Annotated in this window: 23 protein-coding genes; 8 read left to right on the forward strand and 15 right to left on the reverse strand. The window is 41.7% G+C overall.

The window, feature by feature from the left end; genetic code table 11:
* The first annotated feature begins 50 nt into the window (after positions 1 to 50).
* Positions 51 to 563: a ClbS/DfsB family four-helix bundle protein gene (locus AAFN64_RS06810; protein WP_347759808.1), complete on the forward strand. Its 513-nt coding sequence runs from the start codon at positions 51 to 53 to the stop codon at positions 561 to 563.
* A gap of 48 nt (positions 564 to 611) precedes the next feature.
* Here the strand turns inward: AAFN64_RS06810 and AAFN64_RS06815 are convergent, their stop codons facing one another.
* The 5 genes from AAFN64_RS06815 to AAFN64_RS06835 form a co-directional block, all read right to left on the reverse strand.
* Positions 612 to 2447, reverse strand: coding sequence for a hypothetical protein (locus tag AAFN64_RS06815; RefSeq protein WP_347759809.1), 1836 nt, complete (start codon positions 2445 to 2447; stop codon positions 612 to 614).
* Positions 2448 to 2553: 106 nt separating this feature from the next.
* A complete protein-coding gene (locus AAFN64_RS06820) occupies positions 2554 to 3231 on the reverse strand; it encodes a response regulator transcription factor (RefSeq protein ID WP_300485641.1) in 678 nt (225 codons plus the stop codon).
* Complete coding sequence (locus AAFN64_RS06825) at positions 3228 to 3989, reverse strand: histidine kinase (protein WP_347759811.1); 762 nt, start codon at positions 3987 to 3989, stop codon at positions 3228 to 3230. Before AAFN64_RS06825 ends, AAFN64_RS06820 begins: the two co-directional genes overlap by 4 nt.
* Positions 3974 to 4612: a hypothetical protein gene (locus tag AAFN64_RS06830; RefSeq protein WP_300485637.1), complete on the reverse strand. Its 639-nt coding sequence runs from the start codon at positions 4610 to 4612 to the stop codon at positions 3974 to 3976. The genes AAFN64_RS06825 and AAFN64_RS06830 overlap by 16 nt, the downstream gene beginning before the upstream one ends.
* Before the next feature lie 3 nt (positions 4613 to 4615).
* Positions 4616 to 5233: a hypothetical protein gene (locus AAFN64_RS06835; protein WP_300485635.1), complete on the reverse strand. Its 618-nt coding sequence runs from the start codon at positions 5231 to 5233 to the stop codon at positions 4616 to 4618.
* A gap of 312 nt (positions 5234 to 5545) precedes the next feature.
* Here AAFN64_RS06835 and AAFN64_RS06840 point away from each other — a divergent pair, with 312 nt between their 5' ends.
* Entirely contained in the window at positions 5546 to 6037 is a 492-nt protein-coding gene (locus tag AAFN64_RS06840; protein WP_300485633.1) for a DNA-deoxyinosine glycosylase, read from the forward strand.
* A gap of 82 nt (positions 6038 to 6119) precedes the next feature.
* Here the strand turns inward: AAFN64_RS06840 and AAFN64_RS06845 are convergent, their stop codons facing one another.
* The 4 genes from AAFN64_RS06845 to AAFN64_RS06860 all read right to left on the reverse strand — a co-directional run bounded on the left by AAFN64_RS06845 (position 6120) and on the right by AAFN64_RS06860 (position 10894).
* Positions 6120 to 6812 (reverse strand): Bax inhibitor-1 family protein, encoded by a 693-nt coding sequence (locus tag AAFN64_RS06845; RefSeq protein WP_300485631.1) that lies wholly within the window; start codon positions 6810 to 6812, stop codon positions 6120 to 6122.
* 81 nt (positions 6813 to 6893) lie between these two features.
* A complete protein-coding gene (locus AAFN64_RS06850; RefSeq protein WP_347759915.1) occupies positions 6894 to 7994 on the reverse strand; it encodes an FAD-dependent monooxygenase in 1101 nt (366 codons plus the stop codon).
* On the reverse strand, positions 7988 to 9865 hold the full coding sequence (locus tag AAFN64_RS06855) for a LodA/GoxA family CTQ-dependent oxidase (protein ID WP_347759813.1): 1878 nt from the start codon (positions 9863 to 9865) through the stop codon (positions 7988 to 7990). Before AAFN64_RS06855 ends, AAFN64_RS06850 begins: the two co-directional genes overlap by 7 nt.
* A 9-nt stretch (positions 9866 to 9874) precedes the next feature.
* A complete protein-coding gene (locus tag AAFN64_RS06860; protein ID WP_347759814.1) occupies positions 9875 to 10894 on the reverse strand; it encodes a hypothetical protein in 1020 nt (339 codons plus the stop codon).
* A 518-nt stretch (positions 10895 to 11412) separates the two neighbouring features.
* On the opposite strand from AAFN64_RS06860, the gene AAFN64_RS06865 reads away from it, so the two are divergent.
* From AAFN64_RS06865 to ilvA, 6 genes are read left to right on the forward strand one after another with little or no spacing between them, the layout of a single operon-like run.
* A complete protein-coding gene (locus AAFN64_RS06865) occupies positions 11413 to 12324 on the forward strand; it encodes a branched-chain amino acid transaminase (RefSeq protein WP_300485625.1) in 912 nt (303 codons plus the stop codon).
* Positions 12311 to 13987, forward strand: coding sequence for a dihydroxy-acid dehydratase (gene ilvD / locus AAFN64_RS06870; RefSeq protein WP_347759816.1), 1677 nt, complete (start codon positions 12311 to 12313; stop codon positions 13985 to 13987). Before AAFN64_RS06865 ends, ilvD begins: the two co-directional genes overlap by 14 nt.
* Before the next feature lie 11 nt (positions 13988 to 13998).
* Positions 13999 to 15744 (forward strand): biosynthetic-type acetolactate synthase large subunit, encoded by a 1746-nt coding sequence (ilvB, locus tag AAFN64_RS06875; protein WP_347759818.1) that lies wholly within the window; start codon positions 13999 to 14001, stop codon positions 15742 to 15744.
* Positions 15745 to 15756: 12 nt separating this feature from the next.
* Entirely contained in the window at positions 15757 to 16275 is a 519-nt protein-coding gene (gene ilvN / locus AAFN64_RS06880) for an acetolactate synthase small subunit (RefSeq protein WP_347759819.1), read from the forward strand.
* 34 nt (positions 16276 to 16309) lie between these two features.
* Positions 16310 to 17356: a ketol-acid reductoisomerase gene (gene ilvC, locus AAFN64_RS06885; RefSeq protein ID WP_347759821.1), complete on the forward strand. Its 1047-nt coding sequence runs from the start codon at positions 16310 to 16312 to the stop codon at positions 17354 to 17356.
* A gap of 2 nt (positions 17357 to 17358) precedes the next feature.
* Positions 17359 to 18621, forward strand: coding sequence for a threonine ammonia-lyase IlvA (ilvA, locus tag AAFN64_RS06890; RefSeq protein ID WP_347759822.1), 1263 nt, complete (start codon positions 17359 to 17361; stop codon positions 18619 to 18621).
* 83 nt (positions 18622 to 18704) lie between these two features.
* On the opposite strand, the gene AAFN64_RS06895 is transcribed toward ilvA, so the two are convergent.
* From AAFN64_RS06895 to AAFN64_RS06920, 6 genes are all read right to left on the reverse strand, one after another.
* A complete protein-coding gene (locus tag AAFN64_RS06895; protein WP_347759824.1) occupies positions 18705 to 19925 on the reverse strand; it encodes a lanthionine synthetase LanC family protein in 1221 nt (406 codons plus the stop codon).
* A gap of 11 nt (positions 19926 to 19936) precedes the next feature.
* Positions 19937 to 20887: a T3SS effector HopA1 family protein gene (locus tag AAFN64_RS06900; RefSeq protein ID WP_347759826.1), complete on the reverse strand. Its 951-nt coding sequence runs from the start codon at positions 20885 to 20887 to the stop codon at positions 19937 to 19939.
* Entirely contained in the window at positions 20880 to 21977 is a 1098-nt protein-coding gene (locus AAFN64_RS06905; RefSeq protein WP_347759827.1) for a phosphotransferase, read from the reverse strand. Before AAFN64_RS06905 ends, AAFN64_RS06900 begins: the two co-directional genes overlap by 8 nt.
* A 70-nt stretch (positions 21978 to 22047) precedes the next feature.
* A complete protein-coding gene (locus tag AAFN64_RS06910; protein WP_300485607.1) occupies positions 22048 to 23436 on the reverse strand; it encodes a hypothetical protein in 1389 nt (462 codons plus the stop codon).
* 351 nt (positions 23437 to 23787) lie between these two features.
* Positions 23788 to 24534: a response regulator transcription factor gene (locus AAFN64_RS06915; protein WP_347759829.1), complete on the reverse strand. Its 747-nt coding sequence runs from the start codon at positions 24532 to 24534 to the stop codon at positions 23788 to 23790.
* Complete coding sequence (locus AAFN64_RS06920; RefSeq protein ID WP_347759831.1) at positions 24527 to 26257, reverse strand: tetratricopeptide repeat-containing sensor histidine kinase; 1731 nt, start codon at positions 26255 to 26257, stop codon at positions 24527 to 24529. Before AAFN64_RS06920 ends, AAFN64_RS06915 begins: the two co-directional genes overlap by 8 nt.
* Between the last annotated feature and the right edge of the window lie 19 nt (positions 26258 to 26276).

A 26276-nucleotide genomic window follows, 5' to 3' on the forward strand; every position in this document is an offset into this window, starting at 1 on the left:
TTTTATGATTAAATTTGAAAGAGAAAAGAGAAAAGAGAAAAGAGAAAAGTATGGCGGTACCAACAGATAAAACAACTTTGATTAGTGCGATACAAATCAATTATGGAAAACTGAGAAACGAACTGATAACAATCCCCGAAAACCTTGCGATCATAGTAGAACTGGAAGGCCATGCCAAAGGAACCCAAATGAGTTTGCATAACCTGGTCGCATATCTGGTAGGATGGAGCGAACTGGTTTTACAATGGAATCAAAAAAAAGATGCCGGCGAAAGGGTTGATTTCCCGGAAACGGGTTATAAGTGGAACGAATTGGGAAAACTGGCGCAGAAATTCTATAGCGATTACGAGCCGATTGATTGGACTGCATTGCTTCAACAACTGGATCAAACGGTTGATCGGATTTTGGAACTAATCGAACGTAAAACAAATACGGAACTTTACGAGCAAAGCTGGTATGAAAAATGGACGCTTGGCCGAATGATACAATTCAATACGGCTTCACCCTATACCAATGCCAGAGGAAGAATCCGCAAATGGAAAGCAGCGCGCAAATTGACATAAAAAAGGAGGGAGATAACCCAAACTCCCTCCATGCTTATGAAATAGAAATTAACCCGCCATCACGTTCACTTCCTTAGGAAGGGTCGATCTGTGCGTGATGTTGTTATAAACTTTGGTGAGCAATTCGGCTATAAACGTTGGACGCGCATATTCCGTATAATCGAGATAAAGGATATTTGGGAAATAACCGTTTGTATTGGGTTGCAGATACGACATAATCCGACCAAGATTACTATCGGCTTCTTTTGCGAACAACCAAACGCCGGTTGGCGGAGTTAACGTCCACGATAGCAAGAAAAGATCACAAGGGGTTTGTGAAAACTCCTGACATTCCCAGCTGTCATTTTTTTGCTTGCTACAACATTGCCCGTTAAAAGCATTGAATTTTTGCAGCTGGTCGGTTTCCATGGTACTGTAACGCATCGTATTGGAATAAATATCAAAAACAGTCAGATCGCCTAGATTTGCCGTACTATCCTGCCAGTCACGATATACCCAGAAACCGTTTTTAGGTTCATCGGTTACCGCCCAGTTATCGTCGATTACTACTAAGATTTGTCCTTTGTCTTTTAGATAAGTTCCCATCGGAATATCGGCCAATCGTTGGTATCCCTCAGGAATCGAACGAAACAACCACGGCCCGATGGTGTCATTGATCATTGTTTTTAGCTGCTCATAAATAGCAGATGTAAACTTATCGAAATGCGAAAATTTCAGGATAGCCAGTTCGCGATGGCCTTCTTCATAAAAAAGCTTTACGTCATTTAAGACTTCCTGTACCGAAGGTCCGGCAAGTCCATGATAAATATTCAGATTTTTATCCGGTCGCAAGTCAAAATAACGCACACCGGCCTGTAATTGTTGATATAGGTTGAGATCCTGTGTCTTGCCAAATGTTTCCAAACCATGGGTGTACATTCCGGCATCGTGACTGGCCGGAAATACCATTTTTTTAAACGGAAGATCCTGTGTTAAGGGTAGTAAGTCCCTCATGAAATCGGCGGTATTCATTAATCGGGACAGGGAATACCACAATCCAAAAGAAAGTCCTTCGCTGGCATGTACCTGTACGGCAACTTGTCCGCTGGATGAAATCGCGGCTTTCGGAGTCGAACCGGAATCGAAGTTTGTTGCTTCCGACCATAGGATTGCCGTACCGTTTATCACACCGGACATTTGCCATAGTCCTGATATACCCTGCGATTCGTGTACTTCGATAATACGGCCGTCATCGGTAATTGCTATACTCGGATTAATGCCATCCTGATACGGAATACTATTGCTCCAATTGATAGAATCACCGTTGATGTGACCCACTCTGTAGTGTAATTTAGCTGCACTTTCGGATTGATGCACTTCGACAACCCATCCGGAGTTGGTAATGGCAACCGAAGGCTTAATGCCTTTTTCGTAGCTGCGACTCTTTCCCCAACTAATGGTTTTGCCATTGAGTTTTCCAACACGGTAATAAAGGACATCATGCGATTGCGATTTATGTACTTCCACCAGTACACCATAATCGTTTATCGCGATGTTGGGTTGGACGCCGGTATCATATTTTTCATCTTTTCCCCACCATTCGATGGTGGAACCGTTTACAAGTCCGACTTTAGCATACATCGAATGCGTAAGGACGTTACTGGTTTCGTGTACTTCGACTACAATGTTTTTATTGTTAAGTGCAACCGACGGAAAAAACCCGTCGCTATAAGGAGTGCTTTTGCCCCATTCGATGGTTGCTTTATTGATCAAACCAATATGGTACCACATTTTTCCGGAGCTTTCCGAATTGTGTACTTCGATACTGATCTGTTCGTTGGTTGCAACCGAATTATAGCGGCCACTATCGTAATTGTTGGCCAATCCGAATTGAATACTTTCCATAATGTTACAAATTAAGTTTGAGATAGGTTTGGGACCTGTATCTCAAAGTTCGGAATAATTTTGTAACGTTGTATGGATAAAATTACCTGTTTTTCAGATGAATAGATTAAATCATTGGAAGCTCTTCCACACTGATGATGTTATTCTGAATAGCATAAATAACCAGTCCGGCTATGTTTTTGGCACCGGTTTTAACAAAAAGATTGTTTTTATGACCTTCTACGGTTCGGGCCGTAATAAAAAGCGCATCACCAATTTCTTTTGCTGTTTTCTGTTGACTGATCAGGCGTAATACATCGATTTCGCGTTTCGAAAGCTCAGTGCCATTGTCAAAAATTGACTTTTGATTTGTTTTGGATGCCGCCTGTTCCCGAATGGCTTCCATTTGATCTTCCATAAAAAAGATCCCTTTCTGATGTACAGTCGGAATAATTTCGGCCAGTAAAATAGGGGAAACTCCTTTTGGAAGAAAGGCCGAAGCACCGGTTTTTAGCATAAAATTCATAAACGATCGCTGGTAATGCGACGATACGATAATCACCTTGATATCCGGAAAATGCGTTTTAAGATGGCGCGTTACTTCAATACCGTCCATTCCTTTCATTTTCAAATCCAGTAATAAGACATCGGGCAATTCGGTAGCTCTTTCGAGATGCGACAACAAAACATCACCACTTTCGGCGGTGTAGATCACTTCAAATCCCGGCTGCATGCTCAGGAAGTTTTCCAGTAGTTTTACAATTAAACCATCATCGTCTGTTATGGCAATTCGAATGGTACTCATATCAGGTCTTTATATTCTAATAATAGTAAGGCCGAGGTTCCTTTGCGGAGCGGTTTGATACTATGTTTTCCGTTAAGGTAAAGCATCCGTAGTTCAATGTTTTGTAAACCGAGTCCTTTTTTATTCTGATTCGGGTCAAAACCTTTACCGTCATCTTTTACCAAAAGGCAAAGCAATCGGTCGGTTTGTCGCAGGTGAACGGTAATTACGGAGGCACCGGCATGTTTGTAAATATTGGTAATCAATTCCTGTAAAACACGGGTAAACTGAATTTTAATACTATTGGGTAGCGCAACATCTGTGCGTACATCATGATAAAAATCGACCGCAATGTTTTTTTTCCAGGGGGTAATAATTCCGTCAATTAATTCACACAAAGATATGAATTCTAACATAGGTGGACTCAAATCGTGGGAAATTCTTCGCGCATCGGCTATGCTTTCTCTTAATAAATGGTCCATTTCGTCATGATTATAATCCAGTTGGTGTTTTAATTTTAAGGAAGTGAGTTTTCCGATAAGCGAATCGTGCAAATCGGCTGCAATACGCGTACGTTCCTGTTCCTGAACCAAAATACCGTTTTCGAGTAGTTTTTTCTGATGTTCCAGTTTTAAGCGGGATTCTTCCAGTTGGGCTTCAGCCATTTGCTTAAAGTTGAGATAGGCAAGACGTATAAAAGAAAAAACCAGTATGGAAACCACTGTAATTGCAATGATAATCCATAACATAATGGTTTTGGGTTCTATCCATTTTTCCATATTTCCCAGTTTATAAAGGCATAAAAGATAAGCGTGAGCACCAGATTGGCGGTCCAAAAATAAAACTTAAGCCCGGAACTTACATTAATAAGGAAGTTAATCGGCAGAAAAAACAAAAGATGCAGTGAAAAAAAGACTAAAATGGCCGCATTGAGCCGTAATTCTTCCTTTTGTGTGGTTTTGTATTTTCCAACTTTCTGGAAAAAATAGGCCAGTGCTAATAATATGATCACAAAGGCATCCATTACTTTCGAATAGGACTGGAATTGTTGTGGAGAAATGGTTCGTAACGAAAAAAGCTCCCAAACAATAAATCCACTGGCGACAAGCGTAAGCGAAAAAAGAGTTCTGCTTTTCTTTTCAAAAAAGCAGAACTGGTATAAAATTGCAAAAATGATCAGTTCTAATAAACTGAACAAAATGATGAATATCAGGTTATTTCCGAATAAATGACCGTAAAGGCGGCTGCTTAGATCCGTGCAGAGTGCCACACTGATATAAAGCAACAGCATTTTATGAGAAAGGGCGAGCGATTTGTAGCGATACATACCAATCCCAATCCCGGTGAGCAATAGCGCCGGCGATAAATACGTCAGATAGTCCAGAAACTGATAAAACGTCATATATTAGTTTTCGGCCAATTGTAATAAATAGAAATCACCTTCCAAAGGAGCAAATGGCGGAACCGGACGTACCGTATCATAGTACACCGATTTTTTAAGTTCTCTATCCACGATAACCAAATCGGCTACATATCCGGAAACGGCTGCAGTACTGGCTCTAAGTGCAAAATCCGCATCATAAGGGATCGCTACTTTTTCTTTAATATAATCGGTTGGGATAGCAAAAGCCTGGAAAATACCTTCCGGTGCATCGATTTGTACCGAAACCCATTCTCTTACATTATTATCCCAGTTGTCAATTCGCTCTTGTGCTTCTTTTTCAGGAAGCTCCTGTCCTCCGTTACCAACTCCAATGTGTACCTGTGTAGCATTAATATGCGCATCGATATCGGCAACAGCTTTCGAATCCGGGGAATCAAATTCCGAAGGGATTAAAAAGAAATATAGTTGGTTCTCGTAGATACCCGGATACGCATGTAGGTATTTCGAAGTCCCTTTGTCGGCACATTCAAAAGAGAAATAACGAGCGGTACTTAAATAGAAAGTTGCTAATTCACGGTCTTTACGGACTTTGTTCCACTCACGGATCCCATCCAGAATGTCTTGTAGAGGTAATTTCATAATTCAGGCTTTTTTGAGTTAATATCAAATGATTGATTCGTTCAAAATTAGATTTTTGACACTAAAAAAACAAATAATATCGCGGGTAAGTTAGAATACTTTAACAAGATAATTTTTAAGATAAAGTAAAGGAGGGATAACCGCTTTAACACCAACCGCTAAAGCAACGGTTACAATTTTATTTTTGTCTTCCGAAAAGGCTGAAAACATTAGTAAAACCGGACTTTTTTTTAAGGCGATTACGCAAATCCTTTTTGAATTTTGACGGATTGTTGCTACTTTGCAATAGGAATCTTTTTAAAAATAATGTCCATGCTCATTTATTCTTTTCCTTCCGTATCGGAAACCAACGCCCGGATACTAATTTTAGGAACCATGCCCGGTGTTGCGTCTTTAATGGCGGAAGAGTATTATGGCAATGCCCGGAATCATTTTTGGAAGTTGCTATTTACCATTTTTGAAGTCCCTTTTTCTAATGATTATGCCACCAAAAAAGCATTGTTGTTACAAAATAAAGTCGCTCTTTGGGACGTATTGCAGGCTTGTAAAAGAGAAGGAAGTCTGGATAGTGCGATCGAACAGGAAGTGCCTAATGATTTTAATGATTTTTTAGAAAAACATCCCGAAATCACACATATTTTCTTTAACGGACAAAAAGCAGCGGCATATTTTAAAAAATATGTAAAAACAACCAAAGCCTATCATTTACAGGTATTGCCATCGACAAGTCCTGCAAATGCCGGTAAAAGTTTTGAAACCAAACGAACCGAATGGGAAGCCATACGACTACCATTAGCATTATAAAACAACAGGTAAAAGGTACGATACGATCAAAAAAAAAGACTGCCAGAATAAGCAGTCTTTTTTAGTATAAATAGTAAGATGATTAGTTTCTTCGGCTCATCAGGATACGTAATACATACCAAAATAAAAGCATTACAGATGAAAATAATTGTAATGCAGCACCTACATATTGTTGTGTACCGTACTGATTTTTAATTTGATGTGTCTGATATAGGATACTAGCAGAGGCTAAAATTACCATTCCAACAGAAAACCACAATCCCAGGTTAAACCCGAATAAAGCACCGGCAACAATTAATCCCAACGAAATAAAACCACCGATAATGATCGCTGTTCGAAGGAACGAGAAATCAGTTCGGGTAAAAAATACCACAGCGGTCAATCCCGAAAACATAAACAGAGTAATGATTGCTGCTTGTGTGATCAATTCGGCACTATTGGTCATTGCTACGGCAATCACAATCATCGGAAGGAAAATAATCGCTTCCAGAATTACATATAAACCCAGTCCTAAATATTGTTTTTCACGCGATGGGTTAAAACTCATTTTTTCAGATAGGGTAGTTCCCAACCAGAAAAGTCCGATGATAAACAACCATACGAATTTTCCGCCAAACATGGCAGCAATCCATTCCATAGGAACGGTGTGAATTAAAATTGTTTCCACAACGATAAAGGCCAAAATAGCTATAGCCACGTGTAGATAGGTTTTTTTGTAGAAAGTTGCTCTTTCCAGTTCGGAAGCGTAGGCTACAATCGTGTTTTCGGATTCCATATATGGGTATTTACGTTTAACAGAAACAAATATAATCTTTTTTTTAAATTATCCCAGTTGTAGGAAATTATTGCAACCAATTTAATGACGTCGTTTCCAGAACGGCAAATCGGCCCAACGTTGTTCCTGTCGGTATTGGTTTTGTAACATGACAACCGATTTATTGAAAAGTGCCATTTGTTTGGACAAATAATCGGTAGCAGCTGTTCCGTCACCGTTTAGTAAACCGGTAATGGCTTTGGCTGCGGCATAACCGCCGGTTAGCGCATTGGTAATACCAAATGAGGTCAGCGGATCATACGAGCACAAAGCATCGCCGGCAGCCATCCATCGGTTACCGCCGGGAACGTCCAATAGGGAAGTAGAAGCGGTTTTGATTCCGGAATGAACCAACGTGTCAAAAGCATTTTCCGGTATAAGTGCTGAAAAATGTTGCGTTTGCCGTATTTTTTGTCGTAACCAGTCTTGGAGTAGTTCCGATTTGACCTGATGCAGGTCGCTGTCGGACATAAAGTTGACAACCATTTTGCCATCGTTAACAGGCGCCATATACCACCAACCATCCGCAACGGATTCGATATAGGTCATTCCTTTTAAAACGGTTTCAGGTTGTGTGATCATAAAATGATAGGAAACCAGATTGTCCAGCGCGGTTCTTTTTACACCGGATTTTTTTGCCACGATACCGGCTCTTCCGCTGCAATCGAGTATAAAATCGGCTTCGATTGTGGTAAAATCGCCCGAAGGGGAAAAACATTCCAAAAGGATCTTATCCGGCGTTTCGGTAATTTCTTTGATCTGATAGGTAAGGAATAAGGTAATCTTACGTTCAACGGCTGTTTCGAGTAACTGATTTTCAAATACCACACGGTTTAGATGCAATCCGTTACCATAGGGTTCGTTTAGAAAATAACGTTGGTGAGGCGTAGTACCACCCCACACAACGTTATTACCCACATACGCATTGTGAAAACCGGAAGCCGCTATCTTGTGAAGTCCGAGTTTGTCCAGGATAAAGTTGGCACCTGGAGCTAATGATTCCCCAGGTTTAAAAACGTTTTCCCGACGATAGTCGATAACGGCACAGGTTACGGATTCTTTTTGTAAGGTCAATGCTGCGGCCAATCCGGCCGGGCCAGCTCCAACAATAACAACGGGTATGTAATATCTGTTTTTTATAATTCGTGACGTTTTAACGGTTGACTTTCACGTGGTGCTTCTTCCGCCATTAATCCTTTGGCGGTAAGAATCGGATCTTGTTCGGCATGGCGTACCTGTACCAGTGTCGGATCAACACCAGTTGGTCCTTCGCGATGGGTTTCCACCCATAAGGCTTCCGGAAGGAATTGGGACGGATTTTCCAGATCATGCTTGGTAATGATGCCCAGTTGATGCCATTTGGCAACCATATTGTTAATACGGGTCACATAGGTCGTGGTAAAATCACGCATCCAGTCCACACGATAGGAAAAATGCTTTAATTTTTGACCGTCGTTGGTTGTAGAAACATTCAAACGATCAAAACTATCTTTCGAAAGTACGGTATTCGGAACCCTAACCGACCAGAACGACGGTAACGGCAGGTATAAGGTTACATCGTATCCGGAAAGACAACTCGCTTCGTCGGTTTGCCACGGCACACCCAACCAACGGGTTACGGATCCCGGACCACTTCCGTCCAATGGACCGTTAGGCGACAGTGCGATTTCGGAGGTTAGCATACCACCGTAATCGTCGCGGACACCGGTATCTTCCGGTAGGACTTTTAAACGATACGGTTCACTCCACATCATCAGATGACGGAATGGCCATGTAATTTCGATTCCCGGGTGGAACGGCCCGCCCAAGCATTCTTCCAATGGTGCTTTTAATAAGGCCATTACTTGTGCCGGTACCGGTAATTCGTCAAAAACAACCGGTTTTCGGGGTTCACCGGTTTCGAAATCCCCTTCAGCCCAACGGCGAAGCATATCGTATTGCGTATCGGTAACCGCCAGATCTACAGCGGGAAGATTCACGTAGTCGCCAAATAAATCACCATAGTGCGGTGGAATTTTGGCCGGTTCGTAAACCGTCGAATTCCGGTCGCGGAACCATTCGAATACTCGTCTGCGTTCGGCTTCATAGGCCGGATCCGGACTGTCGAGTTTGGCAATAAACTCCGGATTTTCGAAGTCGCTTGGTGAATTGGTACCAAATAACATAAAAAAGCCTTCGTTTACCCATTGCGTACTACTCATACGGGACAATATCGGATAGATATCATTATAAAAACGAACTTTCTTTTTAGGAGGTAACCAGCCTTCGCGGATGTACAGATCGTTAACCACATCGAGCATGCTGACCACCGGGAATAAACCCTGACCGAAGTTGGGCGGTGTACACACCACAACTGCCGGTTTGGCTTCGAAGGTTTTGTCGCCAATGGTAACTTTAGCGCGTACGGTTCCGTCGGACGTATCGTCGTGCCAGTCGTCGTTATTCGCAAAAGTTATGGCTTTGATACCCAATCGGGATTCGCTTTTTCCATCACCGCCAAAAAACAACAAACGTCCTTTATCGTCGGTACGGATTTCGCCCAGAGACACTTTTTTATCGTAAAATTTCCCGGAGTCAAAGTGGTATTTTGGTCCGGATATGTTTTTTCCGCTAATGGTTCGCGGTCCGGGATCGATCACCAGTTGATTCCGATCCGGATCGGGAACAGCACCGTTACGTTTGGTACTCGGAATGCTGTATTTGCCCAAATCCAGGGCATTGTTAAACTGATACCAGGCTGCTTTTCGGTTGGCCACGTGTACACGCCATTCGATATTGGCATTTTCAGTATCGGTATTGATTTCAAACAGCGGTTCGTTATTTTCGCCCAGGGCATAAATACGGAATCGCGGCACCTGCTTTTTAAACAGGTTGTCGTTATCTTTAAAACCGCCTTCCGCTACGGGAGTCACGCCCGGTAAATCGGAAGCCAGATAATATTCTTTTGAATTTCCGACGCGCGCCACACCGATAGCCGGGTAGATCGCTACATTTTTTATTGCATTGATATCCATAGCACTATTTTATTTGAGGTTAAGGGGTCTTGGCGTATTCGGTTCGACAGCCGGAACACCATTTTTAAAACGTCTCAATTCGGCACCGGCTTCATAGACTACTTTACGCGCAGCACTGATACTACCTTGCGGTTCGTGTGCTTTTAACGTACGCCATGGGTTAAACGAAAGGTTTTCGCCATATTCGGCCTGTCCCTGATTGGTAATGTCCTGTTTTTGAATTACCAGCGTAGCGATATGTACCGGTTCGGATTCGGTTTCGCTCCAGGGTGTCATGGCTTTATCCAATGGCATAGTTTCCGGATTGGTTTGAAACTGAACCATAAAATTAAATTGCGCTTCACCCATATTCAGACGGGTTTGTAAATCGGCCTGCAGGTAATCGGAAGTATTTTGCGATGGCGGCACACCGAATGGTGGCCCGATCGGTTCCAGTTTGTATTTTACAAAGCGATCGCCAAAAGCATAGGGTAGTCCGCTCCAATAAGGAGTTGTCAGGCAGCTATCTACGGGTTTAGCCATTTCGTCCAGAATTTTTTGTGTTTCCGGGTGGTCTTTCAGATAGAGATCATAATTGTGATCCACAACACCGGCTTTGGTGAATTTGCACATTTCTGTAGCATTGTCTACAAAAAAGACGTTCATGTTTTGCAATAGAAAATCGGCCGTAGTGGCATGCTTACTGGATTCCAGCAGTTTTTCACCCGGAACATCAAAAAGTTTGATTCCGATTCCGACAGTCGATTTCATATCCGGCGCATGCGGTTGTGTGTCGCTCGAAAAACGAACCCAGGCACTAAAACGCTCGTGAGCAAAAATTCCGACTTTATACTTGTCCGCTAATCCCGGTACCATAATAAAATCGGCTTTGGCCACACCATGAGGTTTTAAAAATACGGCACGTCGCACCGGGCATTGTCCTGCCATAATACGATTGCCCATAGTGCTGTCGATAAACATTTTCTTGAGGGAAGCAGTAGGATTGGTTTCGCAATCCATAGCCGCTTTGTGGGGTTGGTCATTTTGCATGGTAGTTTGTTTGGTGGTTTGTTATTGCAATTTAAAAAAGTACGATTGTTAAAATTCAGGTAGTACTACGTGATTTTTGGATAAAAAACAGCAAAATGTTATACTTTAAAATACTAATCGTTTTTAATATGAGATTGTTTAAAATAAACAGCGTACTAAAAAAATATAAATAAAACTTGTGTTTATGTGTTTTTTGTGTACTTTTACGCTAATTACAATTCACGTGATTACTACCAATATTATTACAATTACAGTTGATAGCATTATCGCAGCCAGCGCTGGTGCAGGAAGGGTATCGTAGTAATATACAAGATGAATCATACAAAGCCGTTCCAAATTTTTGGGACGGCTTTTTTTATTTCTTAAAACGCAAACAAAATGAAACAACAAGTTGTACGTACTATTTCAATTATTATTCCCTTGCTTACGTGAGTAGGAAACGATATCGTATTATATGATTAAGTCCCTTCTCACACCGAGAAGGGCTTTTTTTTTGAGTTAAATTTAAAAGTAGCCATATGTATTATCACAACGATACCATGATCTATTTTGACGGAAATTTTGTAAAAGCCACAGAAGCTAAAACCGATCTTTACGGACAATCGCTTCATTACGGATATGCTGTTTTCGAAGGAATTAAATCGTATAAAACCCCAAACGGAACACAAATTTTTAAAGCCAAAGAGCATTATGATCGCCTGCGTTTTTCGGCCGAAACGATGCACATACCATTTTTCCATACCACTTCGGAACTAATCGAATTAACGCATGAGGTGTTAAAACGCAATAACCTTAGCGATGCCTATATACGTCCCTTGGTAATGAGTTCGCCAAATATGGGACTTTCAAAAGCAAAAGAAAGTCAGCTGGTTATTGAAGCTTGGGAGTGGAATAATGGTTATCTGGCCGATAAATTGCGAGTAATGACCTCATCGTATCGCAGACCTAATCCGGAGGCTTTTCATGTCGAAGCCAAAGTAAGTGGTCATTATGTCAATTCGATACTTGCCTGTCAGGAAGCCCGGGATAAAGGATATGACGAAGCCTTGTTACTGGATACCAATGGAAATGTTGCGGAAAGTTCTGGGGCGAACGTATTTTTCGAAAAAAACGGAATGCTATTCACACCGCCCAAAGGCAATATTCTTCCGGGAATAACCCGCGCCACGGTTATCGAAATCAGTAAAAAACTAGGAATTCCGATAGTGGAAAAATTTTTTAAACCGGAAGAAATGAAAGGTGCCGATGCTGCATTTTTTTGCGGTACGGCCGCCGAAATAGTAATGTTGGCTTCTTTGGATGATGTTCCGTTTTCCAAAAAATGGGAAGATACATATGCGAATCAGATACAAAAAGGATACAGTAGTTTGGTTTTAGGAAAAAGTCTGGATGTAATTGGAAACGAATTAAAACAAAATGAAACAAAATAAATATTCAGCGCTATTAACGCAGGGTGATGGTTATCCGGGAGCTAAAGCCATGTTATACGGAATTGGTTTTACGGATGATGATATGGACAAGGCACAGGTAGGGATTGTCAGTATGGGATATGACGGAAATCCATGTAACAAGCACCTAAATGATCTGGCACAACTTGTAAAAAAAGGAACCTGGGAAGAAGGATTGGCTGGATTGATTTTTAATACAATTGGTGTGAGTGACGGTATAAGTAACGGTACCGATGGTATGCGTTATTCACTGGTAAGTAGGGAAGTGATTGCCGACAGTATCGAAGCGGTATGTGGTGCTCAATATTACGATGGTCTGATCGCATTACCGGGTTGTGATAAAAATATGCCAGGCAGCATTATCGCTATGGGACGACTCAACCGGCCGGCTTTAATGGTCTATGGCGGAACAATAGCACCGGGCTGCTATAAAGGAGAAACACTAAATATTGTCTCCGCATTTGAAGCGTTGGGACAAAAAATCGCCGGACAAATAAGTGAATCGGATTATAACGGGATTATCAAAAATGCCTGTCCCGGTCCTGGAGCCTGCGGCGGAATGTATACGGCCAATACGATGGCTTCGGCAATAGAAGCGCTGGGAATGAGTTTGCCGTACTCGGCTTCCAATCCGGCGATGAGTTTCGAAAAACGACAGGAATGCCTGAAAGCCGGGCGTTATTTAAAAATGCTGTTGGAAAAAGACATCAAACCAACGGATATTATGACCCGAAAGGCATTTGAAAACGCAATGCGCCTTACGATTGTTCTCGGCGGAAGTACTAATGCTGTATTACATCTGATCGCTATGGCCAAAAGTGTAGGAATACGATTGTCACAGGATGATTTTCAGAAAATGAGTGATACGACGCCGGTTCTAGCCGATTTAAAACCCAGCGGAACCTATCTCATGCAAGATGTACACGAACAGGGTGGAATACCGGCTGTAATGAAATATTTGTTGCAACAAGGATTGCTTCACGGCGATTGTCTTACGGTAACAGGAAAAACGGTGGCGGAAAATCTCGAATCGGTCAAAATGCTCGATTTTACCCGACAATCAATTATAAAACCGTTGACGGATCCAATAAAAACTACCGGGCACTTACGAATTTTATATGGTAATCTGGCTAAAAATGGAAGTGTCGCCAAAATCAGCGGAAAAGAAGGTACTTTTTTTTGCGGTCCGGCGCGGGTTTTTGATGGCGAAAAAGAACTGATCGCCGGTATTGAAAACGGAAAAATACAACACGGCGATGTGATTGTGATTCGCAACGAAGGACCAAAAGGTGCACCGGGTATGCCGGAAATGTTAAAACCGACCAGCGCATTGATTGGAGCCGGTTTCGGAAAAAGTGTTGCCTTACTAACCGATGGGCGGTTTAGTGGTGGAACCCATGGTTTTGTCGTAGGACATATTACACCGGAAGCTTATGAAGGCGGAGTGATCGCTTTTGTCCAGGATGGTGATCGTATTGCGATTGATGCGGTTAAAAACACACTGGAACTACAAGTTGCCGATAAAGAAATCGAAATCCGAAAACAACAATGGAAACAACCGGAATTAAAAGTCACAAAAGGATTGTTGTATAAATACGCACTAACCGTTTCATCGGCCTCAGAAGGCTGTGTAACGGATGCATAAAATAGAATTATATGGACCAAAAACTGCATGGGAACTCGGATGAAACGACCTTACCAAAAAACCTGACGGGTAGTCAGGTTGTACTCGAAATATTTCGTTATGAAGGTGTTATAACTATTTTTGGTTATCCGGGAGGAGCCATTATACCAATATATGACGCTTTATACGATTATCAAGAAAAGTTGGAACACATACTGGTACGTCATGAACAAGGTGCTATTCATGCGGCTCAGGGATATGCACGGGTATCCGGAAAAGTGGGTGTCGTATTGGCAACCAGCGGACCGGGTGCGACCAATTTGGTTACCGGACTTGCAGATGCCTTACTGGACAGTACGCCTATAGTTTGCATTACGGGTCAGGTGTATGCGCATCTTTTAGGAACCGATGCTTTTCAGGAAATCGATGTGATCGGCATTACAACACCGGTAACAAAATGGAATTATCAGGTAACCGACGCCGAGGAACTTCCAACAGTATTGGCCAAGGCATTTTATGTAGCCCGATCCGGAAGACCAGGACCTGTTGTAATTGATGTTACCAAGAATGCTCAGTTACAAAAAATAGCTTTTTATCAGTATAAACCCTGCGATTTTCTACGAAGTTATAAACCAATACCCGTTCCGGATATGGAACTCGTAGTACAAGCTGCTATGTTGATCAATGCTGCTAAGCGTCCTTTTGTAATCATTGGACAAGGAGTTTTATTGGGAAAAGCAGAAACCGAATTGCTACGGTTTATCGAGAAAACCGGTATTCCGGTGGCGTGGACGATCATGGGAATGAGTGCCATTCCAACCGATCATCCGTTGGCTGTAGGGATGGTTGGAATGCATGGAAATTATGGTCCGAATTTGTTAACAAATGAATGCGATGTATTGATTGCTATCGGGATGCGTTTTGACGACCGGGTAACAGGTCGTCTGGATCAGTATGCGACGCAGGCAAAGGTCGTCCATTTGGATATTGACCGCGCCGAAATCGATAAAAATGTAAAAGCCGATATTCCCGTATGTGGCGACTGTAAAGATACCTTGCCTTTGCTAACCGGACTGGTTATGACTAAGGTACATCACGAATGGCATAAACGTTTTAAAGATTGTGCCGTAATAGAAAATAAAGAGGTGATCCGGAATGAAATTTATCCATCTGGAAATGAACTGACAATGGCAGAGGTTATCTACAATCTTAATGAACTGACAAAGGGTGAAGCAATTATTGTTACCGATGTCGGACAGCATCAAATGATAACCTGTCGTTATGCCAGTTACAAGCATTCCAGAAGTAATATTACCAGTGGCGGACTTGGAACAATGGGATTTGCAATTCCTGCTGCCATAGGTGCTTCATATGGCGATGCGACACGTCAGGTAATCGCTATCATGGGCGATGGCGGTATTCAGATGAACATACAGGAATTGGGGACAATAATGCAGTTTAAACCCAATGTAAAGTTAGTAATACTGAATAATAGCTTTTTGGGAATGGTACGGCAATGGCAGGAGTTTTTTCATGAAAGACGCTATTCTTTTGTTGCTATCGAAAGTCCCGATTTTGTTCAGGTGGCCCAGGGATATGGCATTCCCGGAAAACGGGTGGAACAACGGGAAGAGCTACAAAGTGCATTACAACAAATGCTACATCATAAAGGGAGTTATTTGCTGGAAATAGTGGTAGGAAAAGAAGACAACATCTTTCCGATGGTACCACAGGGAAAAAGCGTATCGGATGTTGTGTTGCATAAGAATGAAATTTAAAATACTATGAAAATGGATAGAAAAGAAGAATTTACAATCACAATTTATACCGAAAATGATATCGGGTTGATCAATCGTATTGCGTTGTTATTTTTTAAAATGAAAATCAATATTAGTAGTATCAATGCCGGTCCGACAGAAATTTTCGATGTCCAGCGATTTACGATTGTTGCTACAGATACGGAAGACAATATCCGGAAACTGACGTATTTATTGGAAAAACAGGTCGATGTTTTAAAGGTCTATTATCATACGAATGAGGAGTTGGTCTGGCAGGAAATAGCCTTGTATAAAGTACCTACAAAAATAATGGCATCACAGAAAAAGGGCATACAAATTTTACGAGAATATAAGATCACAATAATAGCGATACGTAAGGATTATACGATATTCGAAGTCACAGGACATCGGGATGAAATTAATGAACTGATGGAAATCTTAAAACCATTGGGACTGGAAGAATTTTCCAGAAGCTCCCGGATTGCACTATCTAAAAACGGACATGGATTAAATCGGATAATAGGGGAATAGACAAAGAAAAATAATAATCTAAAAATAAACGAATATGGCAACATTGTATTTTGGGGGAGTAGCAGAACAGGTCGTTACACGGGAAGAATTTTCATTGGAATATGCCCGTGAAGTATTAAAAAATGAGGTTGTTGCAATTATCGGATATGGTGTACAAGGACCTGGACAGGCATTAAATCTGCGGGATAACGGTATTACGGTTATTGTAGGACAACGGAAGAATTCGAAATCATGGGATAAAGCGGTAAACGACGGGTTTGTTCCCGGAAAAAGCCTGTTTGAAATCGAAGCCGCACTGATTCGGGGAACGATTATCTGTTATCTGTTAAGTGATGCCGCTCAAATAGAATACTGGCCCAAAGTAAAAGAACACCTCACACCGGGAAAAGCCCTGTATTTTTCACACGGTTTTGGGATCACTTTTAATCCCCGTACCGGAATTGTACCGCCACCGGATGTAGATGTTTTTCTGGTTGCACCAAAAGGCTCGGGAACGTCATTGCGTCGAATGTTTCTGCAAAACAGAGGACTAAATAGCAGTTATGCGGTATATCAGGATGCAACCGGAAAAGGATGGGAGCGAGTTGTCGCTTTAGGAATTGCTATTGGAAGCGGTTATCTGTTTGAAACCGATTTTAAAAAAGAAGTCTATAGCGATCTGGTAGGAGAACGCGGAACCTTGATGGGGGCGATTCAAGGACTTTTTGCGGCGCAATATGAAGTATTGCGTAAAAACGGGCATAGTCCATCCGAAGCGTTTAACGAAACCGTCGAAGAACTCACGCAGTCTTTAATGCCGTTGGTTTCCGAAAACGGAATGGATTGGATGTATGCCAATTGCAGTACGACGGCTCAAAGAGGAGCATTGGATTGGTGGAAACGTTTCCGCGATGCGAACCTATCACTTTTTGAGGCCTTATACGAAAGTGTGGCTACCGGACAAGAGGCTAAGCATGTTATTGACAGTAATTGTAAATCCGATTATAGAGCCCGACTCGAAATGGAATTATCAGAGTTACGCGAAAGTGAAATGTGGCAGGCAGGAAAAACGGTTCGTAGTCTGAGACCGGAAAACAATTAGTAATGAAAAACAGTATCTATTTTCCAAAACTTGAGACTGTTCGTATAGCGGCGAACAATTTAAAAAAAGAAATTCTCAAAACACCCTTACAATATCATGTGAATTTATCGGCCGCTTTAAATGCTAGGGTCAGCTTAAAACGTGAAGACTTGCAACCGGTGCGATCCTATAAAATACGAGGGGCTTATAATAAGATGATTTCGCTTTCTCCGGAAGAATTGTCAAGAGGAGTCGTTTGTGCCAGTGCCGGGAATCATGCCCAAGGGGTAGCCTTGGCTTGTAAGAAGATGAAAACCAGAGGTACCATTTTTATGCCTTTAACCATTCCGGAACAAAAATTGGAACAGGTTAAGATGTTCGGGGAAGATTATATAGACGTGATTTTATTCGGAGATACTTTTGATGAAGCCAAAGAAGCAGCTCTTGTTTTTAGCAAAAAACAGGATGCCGTTTTTATTCATCCGTTCGACGATCCGGCTGTTATCGAAGGACAGGCTACCATTGCCTTGGAAATACTGGAACAGGCTCAGGAACCGATTGACTATATTTTTGTACCCATTGGAGGTGGTGGACTGGCAGCGGGTATAAGCGCCGTATTTAAAATGCTTTCGCCGGAAACCAGAATTATCGGAGTGGAACCGGATGGAGCCGCCAGTATGTTAAAAGCCATTGAAAGCGGAAGACCGGTTCGTTTGGATGTGATTAGCCGTTTTGTAGACGGAGCTGCAGTACAACAGGTTGGAAATTATACTTTTGAAATTTGCCGAAATACCTTGCACGACATCGTAACCGTGGTTGAAGGTAAAGTTTGTGAAGAGATTCTGTCACTATATAACAAAGATGCCATTGTAGTAGAACCAGCGGGCGCTTTGTCGGTTGCAGCACTTAAAAGTTATAATAAAGAGGAGCTAACAGCTAAGAATATCGTATGTATCGTTAGCGGAAGTAATAACGATATCACCCGGATGGAAGAAATAAAAGAAAAAGCATTGTTGTACAAGCAATTAAAACATTATTTTCTGTTGAAATTTCCACAACGACCGGGTGCTTTACGCCATTTTGTGATGGAAGTACTCGGACCGGACGATGACATCACTTATTTTGAATACACGAAGAAAAATTCAAAAGAAAAAGGAATGGCGGTTGTTGGCATTGTCGTCAAACAATATAAAGATTTTGAACCGTTATTGTCTAAAATGAAGCAACACGATTTTTATGTCAATTACTTAAACGATAAACCGCTATTAATGAATTTACTGGTTTAAAATACTCCAAATAAAAATCCTGATTTTTTACGATCAGGATTTTCGGTTTAAAATAGTATATGGAAACAAATTATGGGGCCATTTTAGTAACATCCGGGTAAGAGTAACGATTTGTGTTTTTCCGAATCAAATAATCGAAGGTAAAAATATCCGGTTCCGGCGATTCCCATCATCAATCCCGGAGTATATTGACCACTATTGACACCCGTTGGCCACGGAAGTCGGTTTGTTTTGTATTTGTAAATGCCGGCTGTTCCTACGGTTTCTGCCAGTTGATTGAGTTCCGAACTGCAATCCAGCAGTATTTCAGCATTTCCGGCAATACCATGACACAACGAATAATTGGTACCGCTAAGGTTATCCATAAGATTGTGATAAATGTTGTCTCTTGTAGTGGTTAGTGCCGTAAACATCTCCTGTTCAAAAGTACTATCCGGTTTTATCCGATTGGCTTTTAATCGGGATAAAGCTATACCGGGCGCACCATGACACCAGGCCAAACCGCAAACCGTATTGTAGGTTGTTGATACGCCATCCCTAAAATCCGGCCAGTTGTGTTGTGAGGCATCAAACGATTGTCTTTCGTAATTGAAACCGCCTGTTGCGGCTTCCAGAAATTGCGGGTTTTCTGTCGCTTTATATAATTGAAGCAGTGCCAGTGCAATACCGGACGATCCGTGTGAAAAACCGGTAAGGTTCTTTTGCGACGGAACGGTACGCCATGACCATACGTCCTTATTTTTTTCTGCGGAATGATAGAGCAAATCACCAAGCGCGATGGCCTTATCCAGAAGTACAGGATTACTATACGTTTTGGACACATCCAACAGTACCGGAATAGTACCGGCAGCACCGCTAATCACATCTATTTCATAAGTTTCTAACGAAGCTACCGGAATACTTTCCAGTAACCGGATTCCGGCGGCAACAAATTCGTTTCGCTCCAGTTGACTCCCAATTTTGATCAAAGCGGCTGCAATACCGGGTTTCCCGGAATAAAAACCGTGATCGGGTGCCGTATGCATCAAAGCGGTCATCTGCGACAAACAACCTTCAATTGTTTTTAGTAACACAGCATCTTTCTTTTCCGAATACAAAGCGGCTAAAAATAATGCGATACCGGAAGTTCCGGAATAGATATCGGCACCGAATGTCCGTAGAATGCCTTCGTATTTTCCGTTTACGGCTTCCATGGAATACCCCTGCCAGGTACAGGAATCGCCTTGCCAGATACTACTTTTTATAAGTTCAGAGGCAATGTCCCAGGCGGTTTCCAGAAAAATGGTTTTATCGGTTGTGTTCATGCTATTTGTTTTTAATTGAACAGGATTTTCGATCCTTTATTAAGGTAGGTTGCCAAGGGATTAATTCCCTTTTTCTGAAAAGCACTTGCTATCTCGTGAAGGAGGGCCTCAGACGGTAATTTTTTTGATGCAGTTTGAAGTAATGTTTCCGCCACGATAGTCATGCGATTCATACCAAAGCTTTCCTGTGCGCTTGGATTTTCGGCTATACCTACGCCTTTACTGTGGCGATAGGAGAAAAGCGGAACATCTTCTTCAAGATAAGGTTCCATAGCGGCAACCAGTTCGGGCAGTATCCGTTCCAGAAGCGGCATAAGACTGTCGTCGATATATAAAACGGCGGCATCACGACGAAAATAATGTTCCGGATGACTCAGACACTTAAAAAGAAACGGAATGTTATACTGATTCAACCGGGTTGTTAGGACGTCAAGTAATACGGGAGCACCTTCACGTGTGCAATTCCAGTAAATACGAACCAGTTTTGTGATCGTATCCATAGGCGCATTGCTAAAGGCATAATAAAAAGTAGGTTGTCGATAGCGGTCTTCTTTTGGAAAAAGCACCGAAACGGTTTGTTCTCCGGGAGCAAGCTTTTTTAGAGCGGATGCATTTACGATTTGTTTTTCATTGTTTCGGACGATCTCGACATAGCCGTTTGTATGGGTATGTTTCACTACCCAACCCTGTTCCAGTTTTTCTTTGGTATGGTTGTTTTGGGAAAGAAGATTTATAAAACCACTGGCATCGTTTTGTAGAAGATCAAAATTTTGTAACGGTTGTAACTGATAGCGTTCTTTTAGCATATAGCATTCCGAATATAGCATTCCGGTGAGTACGGTAACGGCGTTTTCAGACGTAATCGGAAAAGATTTTCCATTGTAATGGATATGCGTAGCTTCGATTTTGATTTGATCAATAATCCGGGTTAGCTCTTTAAGTATCGTTTTATCCTTAAACATGATGGAATGATTTTATATTAAAAAGTTCGTCCAGTGCAATCATTGGATCTTTCATGATGTTATAAGCCAACTGAATACAACGCATATAATTGGCTTCAATCTTACTGTTAAACGTAGTTGCTTCCACGCTGGTTTGAATAATCCTTGCGGCAGTGAGTCGCATAACTTTGTCGTAAAAATAAGGGTGGTATTCGGTTGGATAGGCTTGTAAGGTCATATATTCCTTTAGGAAAGCCTGTGCCGAAGGTTGTAATGCCCGCATATCAAACGGTTTCATATAATCGGGAAGTGTATTCGAGTAAGGATTGGCATTGTCAAAACCCAACACCCATATGGAAATATAGGACTGCAGAAGACCGGCAACATCCCAAAGTGGATCGCCAATATCGGCCAGTTCCCAGTCGATAAGTTTTTGAGCCAGTTGATTAGTATCATTTGTTGTCGCCAGAAAATTAATCCATTTGATATCACCGTGAATCAGATGGGTATACTGCCAGGAATCGGCCAGATCGATAAGGGCATTTTGTAAAACACTATTGTCTTTGATCAATTGTATTATTTCGGTACTGGCCTGATTTCCGACAAAAAAATCGGCGGCTCTAAATTGATGCAGACGCAGTACCCAGGGTACCATTTTCGGAAACCCGGAAGTGTCGGTTTTGGCATCGGGTACGACATGACATGCCGATAGTATATGGGCTTGCTCGCGGGCAAGAGTAAGGTCGAAATTTTTAGTGAGCATATAATACTCGGATAGGTTTTTGGCATCGGGTAGTAGCCTTGTAATCAGAATATTGTTTTCATCATCATAGTCGAGCATATCCGGAACAAGATGCGCCAGTGTCGAAAATTCGGCATTGTTTTTAAATAGGGCATAGGCGTTTATTTCCCGTTGAAACTGGCTTACAGAAACCGGGTCTTTTCCCATTTGTTTGGCAAACAAAGAGTTGTCTTTTCCAACCATTATTTTTAAAATCGTATTTCGGGTATTGGCGGGAATTACCATAAAGTTTCCTTTTACAACGGCATCATTATCAATAAGCTGTCGTTTGTGTAAAAAGCGGTATATATTTTCGGGTGTTAGTTGCATAAGTGGGGACATTTAAGTAAAAGGGTATAATACCGCGGAGCAAAGCCCCGCGGTAAGAAACAAAAGAGTATTAACAAACAAACGGAATTCCGGTACAGCTCATTGTTGGAACACAAGGCAATGACGGAACACAACCTGCTGTATTTACACAGGAACTAACCGGTAAAGTTGGTAAAGCACTTGCATTTACGTCGCCTGACTGACAACCCGGGATTAGTGTTGTAGGATGCAAACAGCCCGGTATCAAGGTTGTTACATGCTGGCAACCCGGTAGTAAAGTAGTTGGGAAACCACCTTGCTGCAGACCGTTACAAATAAATGGGATACCGGTTACACACGAAGTGATGGTAGGTACACACTGTCTGGTTGGGATACAAGACGCTACGGGAATCGTAGGGACGTTGGCGGTACCCTGAACACCACCTGACTGACAGCCTGGAAGTAAGGTTGTAACGTGTTGACAATTTGGAAGCAATGTTGTTGGAAAGCTTCCCTGTATAGCACTGTTACAAATAAACGGTATACCGGTTACACACGAAGTGATCGTAGGAACACATTGTCTTGTAGGAATACAGGATGCAACCGGAAGGGTTGGCGTTGCGGCATCCGCTACGTTTGATTTGGACAACATTACCTGCGAATCGTCCGACTGACAACCTGGTAATAATGTTGTAGGATGCTGACATCCCGGTAATAGCGTAGTAATGTGTTGGCATCCCGGAAGTAATGTCGTAGGATAACCTTGTGCTGCACTATTGCAAATAAACGGGATACCGGTTACACAGGAAGTGATGGTTGGCACACACTGTCTTGTCGGAATAGGAATACAGGAAACTACCGGAAGGGTTGGGATCGATGCTTCTGCACCACCACCACATACCAATGGCGGTATTGTTGGCATACAAGGTCTGGTTGGTCCGCATATAGGAGGAATTGTAAAGATATTCCCCTGATTCAGGTAGTTATTGTAAATATCCCCTTTTAATAAAGAAGAACCACTTGCTTCATCGAAACCATTTCCGGAATGGAAGGCCAGAATACTTGCAAATTGACTGTCATCGATATCATTTTGGATACCTGTAAGTACTAGTGGCACTTCAAAATGATGGCTAAACATAAAACATTTCCATCCCATAATCGGAACTTCTACACACGGGTTTGCGCCCAGATCAAAACTAAAAACACCACCGGCTTCGTTAAAATTGGTGATGCTTATTGTTAGTTTAAAGCGGCTTAATGGCTGCCAGGTGTAGCTAACATTCGAATTAAAATTAAACGTTTTGCTAACATTTCCAAAAGGGGTATTAAATCCAACGGAAATGGTAACCATTCCTTTAACGGCGCTTGCGCTCACACAGACGCTACAGCCTAAAAAGGAAGGAGAACACCACTGAATGGCGTTTATGCTGTCGTATCCTTCATATACGGCACCATTTTCTACGATTGCTATTTTTGACATGATTTGTTGGTTATATAGTTGCCTACTCTTTTTTAGGGTTTTTCGGCATACATCCCTGTACTTTATTTCGGTTGACTTAGTAGAAGATGTTTCCTGTGATCTGGCATAAACGGGTTAATTATATGCAGCGTAAACAGGAAGGGCATCGTTTCTCCCTAAGTCGGAACACAAAATCTGCTAGCTTTCTTTTGTTTTCGATACTAAAATTACAGTTGCGGGATAGCGTTTTTGAAAGAAATGATATGGGGACGGGAATTATTGACATGAAGGCCGGAAATCGGTGTATGGAAAATCGAGCCATAAAAAAACGCCTCCGGTTTGGGAAGCGTTATCGATATAGCGTCGTAATGTTTATTTCAGGATATTGAATTTTCTAAGGAAATCCTTGTGCTTATCACTAAGGGTTACTTTGTGGTTGCCTTGCAGGATCAGCAGGTTTTCGGGAAGTACGATTTCTTCGATCTTACTCGTATTTACGATATAATTCCGATGCGTACGTACAAATTTGCTGCTTTCCAGCAGTTCGCTTAGCTTGGTGAGCGAAATCATAATCACAAACTTTTCGTGTTCGGTAATGATATTGCAGTAGCGTTCTTCGACTTCAATATAGATAATAGTGTCAATGCGCACTTTTTTGAGCGTGTTTTTCTTTTTTATAAAAAGCGAATCATTACTAACCACCGTATCCTGATCATCACTAAGAAAAACATTGGTTTGCCCGTAAAATTTTTCGATGGCAATTTCCAGCGCATATAAGATTTCCAGTTCGTTAAAAGGCTTTAGCAAAAAACTAAAAGGCTTGGTCAGTTTGGCGCGATCAAAGATTTGACGGTCGTTCGAACTCGTTAGAAACACAAAAGGTCGGGCGGCATCAGGCGTAATATTTATCGTTTCGGCAAAAGCGATACCGTCGGGATTTCCGTTTAGGAAAACATCAATGATCACAATATCGACCGTTTGCTGATAAAACAAGGCCAAAGCCTCACTAAAAGTTCGGGCCACACCGGCAATGGTATAGTTGTTTTCGGTAAGCACTTGTACCAACGCATCACTTTCAGCCGGAGTATCTTCTATAATAAGTACGCTTACATTATTCATTTGGATTCACTTTTTGTAATTGTATACGGATTGTAGTTCCTTTGTTTTCGGTGCTTTCAATTAACATTTTGCCATCGTTTTTACGGATCATATCGCTACAAAGTTGCATTCCCAATCCGGTACCGGTTTTTTCATGAGTTCCTTTTTTAGAAGCACTAAAGGTTTCATTATTCAAATGATTCAATAGTTCCGAAGGTATTCCCGCGCCAGAATCTTCCATACAAAGAATACAATGATCATCTGTAATTTCAGCCGTAATAAAGATACGACCCTTTTCCGGAGTAAACTTTATCGCATTATCCAAAAGATTTCGCAATACGATTTTTAACGAACTCTGATCGGCCAATACAAAAGCACTTTTTGGAACCTGATTTTCAAAATGAATGTCTTTATCGGTCAGCAGTGGTTTATAATTAAAAGCAACCTGTTGTACGATCGAAAGTAGGTGTACCGATTCCTTGTGGAAATAAAACTGTTTGGTTTGCAACATTGCCCAGTGAAGCAGATTGTCCAATAAATTATAGGAACCGTTGGCGATAGCACTGTTGTGGTGTAAGAGTTTATCCAGTTCGTGATACTCTTTATTTTCAAGGCTTTTTAACAATTTGTCATTGCTGTTTTTTAAGGCATTTACAGACGAACGCAAATCATGACTAACAATCGAAAATAGTTGGTCTTTGGACGCATTTAGTGCATCCAGCTCATTCTTTTGCGACAAGATGATTTTATTGGTTTTACTCTTCTGACGGTAAAAATAAATGCCCGTTCCAAACAGGATCAGTAAGAGCACCGACGAATAAAAAAAGCCATTCCTTTCGGCAATTTTAAGCTTGTTTTCGGCTTCAAGTACGTCGATTTCTTTTTCTTTCTGACGGACGGTAAACCGCTTTTCCAGATCGGCTATCGCCCATATTTTATTTTGATCATTAAGCGAATCCCGCCAGTTTTCATATTCTTTCCGATAGGTTAGTGCCGTATTAAAATGCTTATCGTTTTCGGCCACCACGGCCATATTGAGCGCCGCATTCATTTTGAGCTGCGGATCTTTTATCTTTTTGGATAGCGCGTAGGCTTTTTCAAAATAGGGAATCGCCAGATTGTCCTTATATTGTTCGTAATAGAGGTTGGCAATGTTCATATACGCAACGATAAGCGATACGGTGTCTTTCTCTTTTTGCAATAAAGCAAACCCTTCGGAAAGGTAGGTGTCAGCATCTTTAAAATCGTTGAGGTGCAAATAGGAGAGTCCGATGTTATGGTATACGACACCTTTTTTAAAATCGTAACCGTCGGCCGGAGGCAGTTTGTCAATTTCGGTAAAATAAGCAATCGCTTTTTTATAATTGCCTTCTTCAAGGGCGATTTCACCCAGATAAAGACTGACTTTATAATAGAATTGGAACGCTTTGGAAATGGTTTCGAATTCCTTTCGTGCCTCATGATTCAGCACTTTATTTTTAAAACTGAATCCCCTGAAATAATGACAATAATCGGCAACTTCCGCATTGTTTGGCAAAGCCAGTTGTTTCATGGAATACACCAAAGTGGAATCCCAGTTTTTTTCAAGGAAAAACTGATGCGCTTTATAAAAATAACGCTGGTCCTGATACTGCTTTGCTTTCTCTAGTAGTACAGCATTCAGGGAAGGCTGTTTTTGCGAAAAAAGAAAGGAGGGCACTAAAAGGAACAGGAAAAAAAATACGGATTTGTTGTTGGAAATCATAGGGTGTCTTTACGAAACA

The sequence above is a fragment of the Flavobacterium sp. CAU 1735 genome (assembly GCF_039888695.1).
Lineage (GTDB): Bacteria > Bacteroidota > Bacteroidia > Flavobacteriales > Flavobacteriaceae > Flavobacterium.

Bases quoted from the DNA above. Each gene is read 5' to 3' on its own strand.
- AAFN64_RS06810 (WP_347759808.1), top strand. From the start codon at position 51: ATGGCGGTACCAACAGATAAAACAACTTTGATTAGTGCGATACAAATC.
- AAFN64_RS06815 (WP_347759809.1), bottom strand. From the start codon at position 2,447: ATGGAAAGTATTCAATTCGGATTGGCCAACAATTACGATAGTGGCCGC.
- AAFN64_RS06820 (WP_300485641.1), bottom strand. From the start codon at position 3,231: ATGAGTACCATTCGAATTGCCATAACAGACGATGATGGTTTAATTGTA.
- AAFN64_RS06825 (WP_347759811.1), bottom strand. From the start codon at position 3,989: ATGGAAAAATGGATAGAACCCAAAACCATTATGTTATGGATTATCATT.
- AAFN64_RS06830 (WP_300485637.1), bottom strand. From the start codon at position 4,612: ATGACGTTTTATCAGTTTCTGGACTATCTGACGTATTTATCGCCGGCG.
- AAFN64_RS06835 (WP_300485635.1), bottom strand. From the start codon at position 5,233: ATGAAATTACCTCTACAAGACATTCTGGATGGGATCCGTGAGTGGAAC.
- AAFN64_RS06840 (WP_300485633.1), top strand. From the start codon at position 5,546: ATGCTCATTTATTCTTTTCCTTCCGTATCGGAAACCAACGCCCGGATA.
- AAFN64_RS06845 (WP_300485631.1), bottom strand. From the start codon at position 6,812: ATGGAATCCGAAAACACGATTGTAGCCTACGCTTCCGAACTGGAAAGA.
- AAFN64_RS06855 (WP_347759813.1), bottom strand. From the start codon at position 9,865: ATGGATATCAATGCAATAAAAAATGTAGCGATCTACCCGGCTATCGGT.
- AAFN64_RS06860 (WP_347759814.1), bottom strand. From the start codon at position 10,894: ATGCAAAATGACCAACCCCACAAAGCGGCTATGGATTGCGAAACCAAT.
- AAFN64_RS06865 (WP_300485625.1), top strand. From the start codon at position 11,413: ATGTATTATCACAACGATACCATGATCTATTTTGACGGAAATTTTGTA.
- ilvD (WP_347759816.1), top strand. From the start codon at position 12,311: ATGAAACAAAATAAATATTCAGCGCTATTAACGCAGGGTGATGGTTAT.
- ilvB (WP_347759818.1), top strand. From the start codon at position 13,999: ATGGACCAAAAACTGCATGGGAACTCGGATGAAACGACCTTACCAAAA.
- ilvN (WP_347759819.1), top strand. From the start codon at position 15,757: ATGGATAGAAAAGAAGAATTTACAATCACAATTTATACCGAAAATGAT.
- ilvC (WP_347759821.1), top strand. From the start codon at position 16,310: ATGGCAACATTGTATTTTGGGGGAGTAGCAGAACAGGTCGTTACACGG.
- ilvA (WP_347759822.1), top strand. From the start codon at position 17,359: ATGAAAAACAGTATCTATTTTCCAAAACTTGAGACTGTTCGTATAGCG.
- AAFN64_RS06895 (WP_347759824.1), bottom strand. From the start codon at position 19,925: ATGAACACAACCGATAAAACCATTTTTCTGGAAACCGCCTGGGACATT.
- AAFN64_RS06900 (WP_347759826.1), bottom strand. From the start codon at position 20,887: ATGTTTAAGGATAAAACGATACTTAAAGAGCTAACCCGGATTATTGAT.
- AAFN64_RS06905 (WP_347759827.1), bottom strand. From the start codon at position 21,977: ATGCAACTAACACCCGAAAATATATACCGCTTTTTACACAAACGACAG.
- AAFN64_RS06910 (WP_300485607.1), bottom strand. From the start codon at position 23,436: ATGTCAAAAATAGCAATCGTAGAAAATGGTGCCGTATATGAAGGATAC.
- AAFN64_RS06915 (WP_347759829.1), bottom strand. From the start codon at position 24,534: ATGAATAATGTAAGCGTACTTATTATAGAAGATACTCCGGCTGAAAGT.
- AAFN64_RS06920 (WP_347759831.1), bottom strand. From the start codon at position 26,257: ATGATTTCCAACAACAAATCCGTATTTTTTTTCCTGTTCCTTTTAGTG.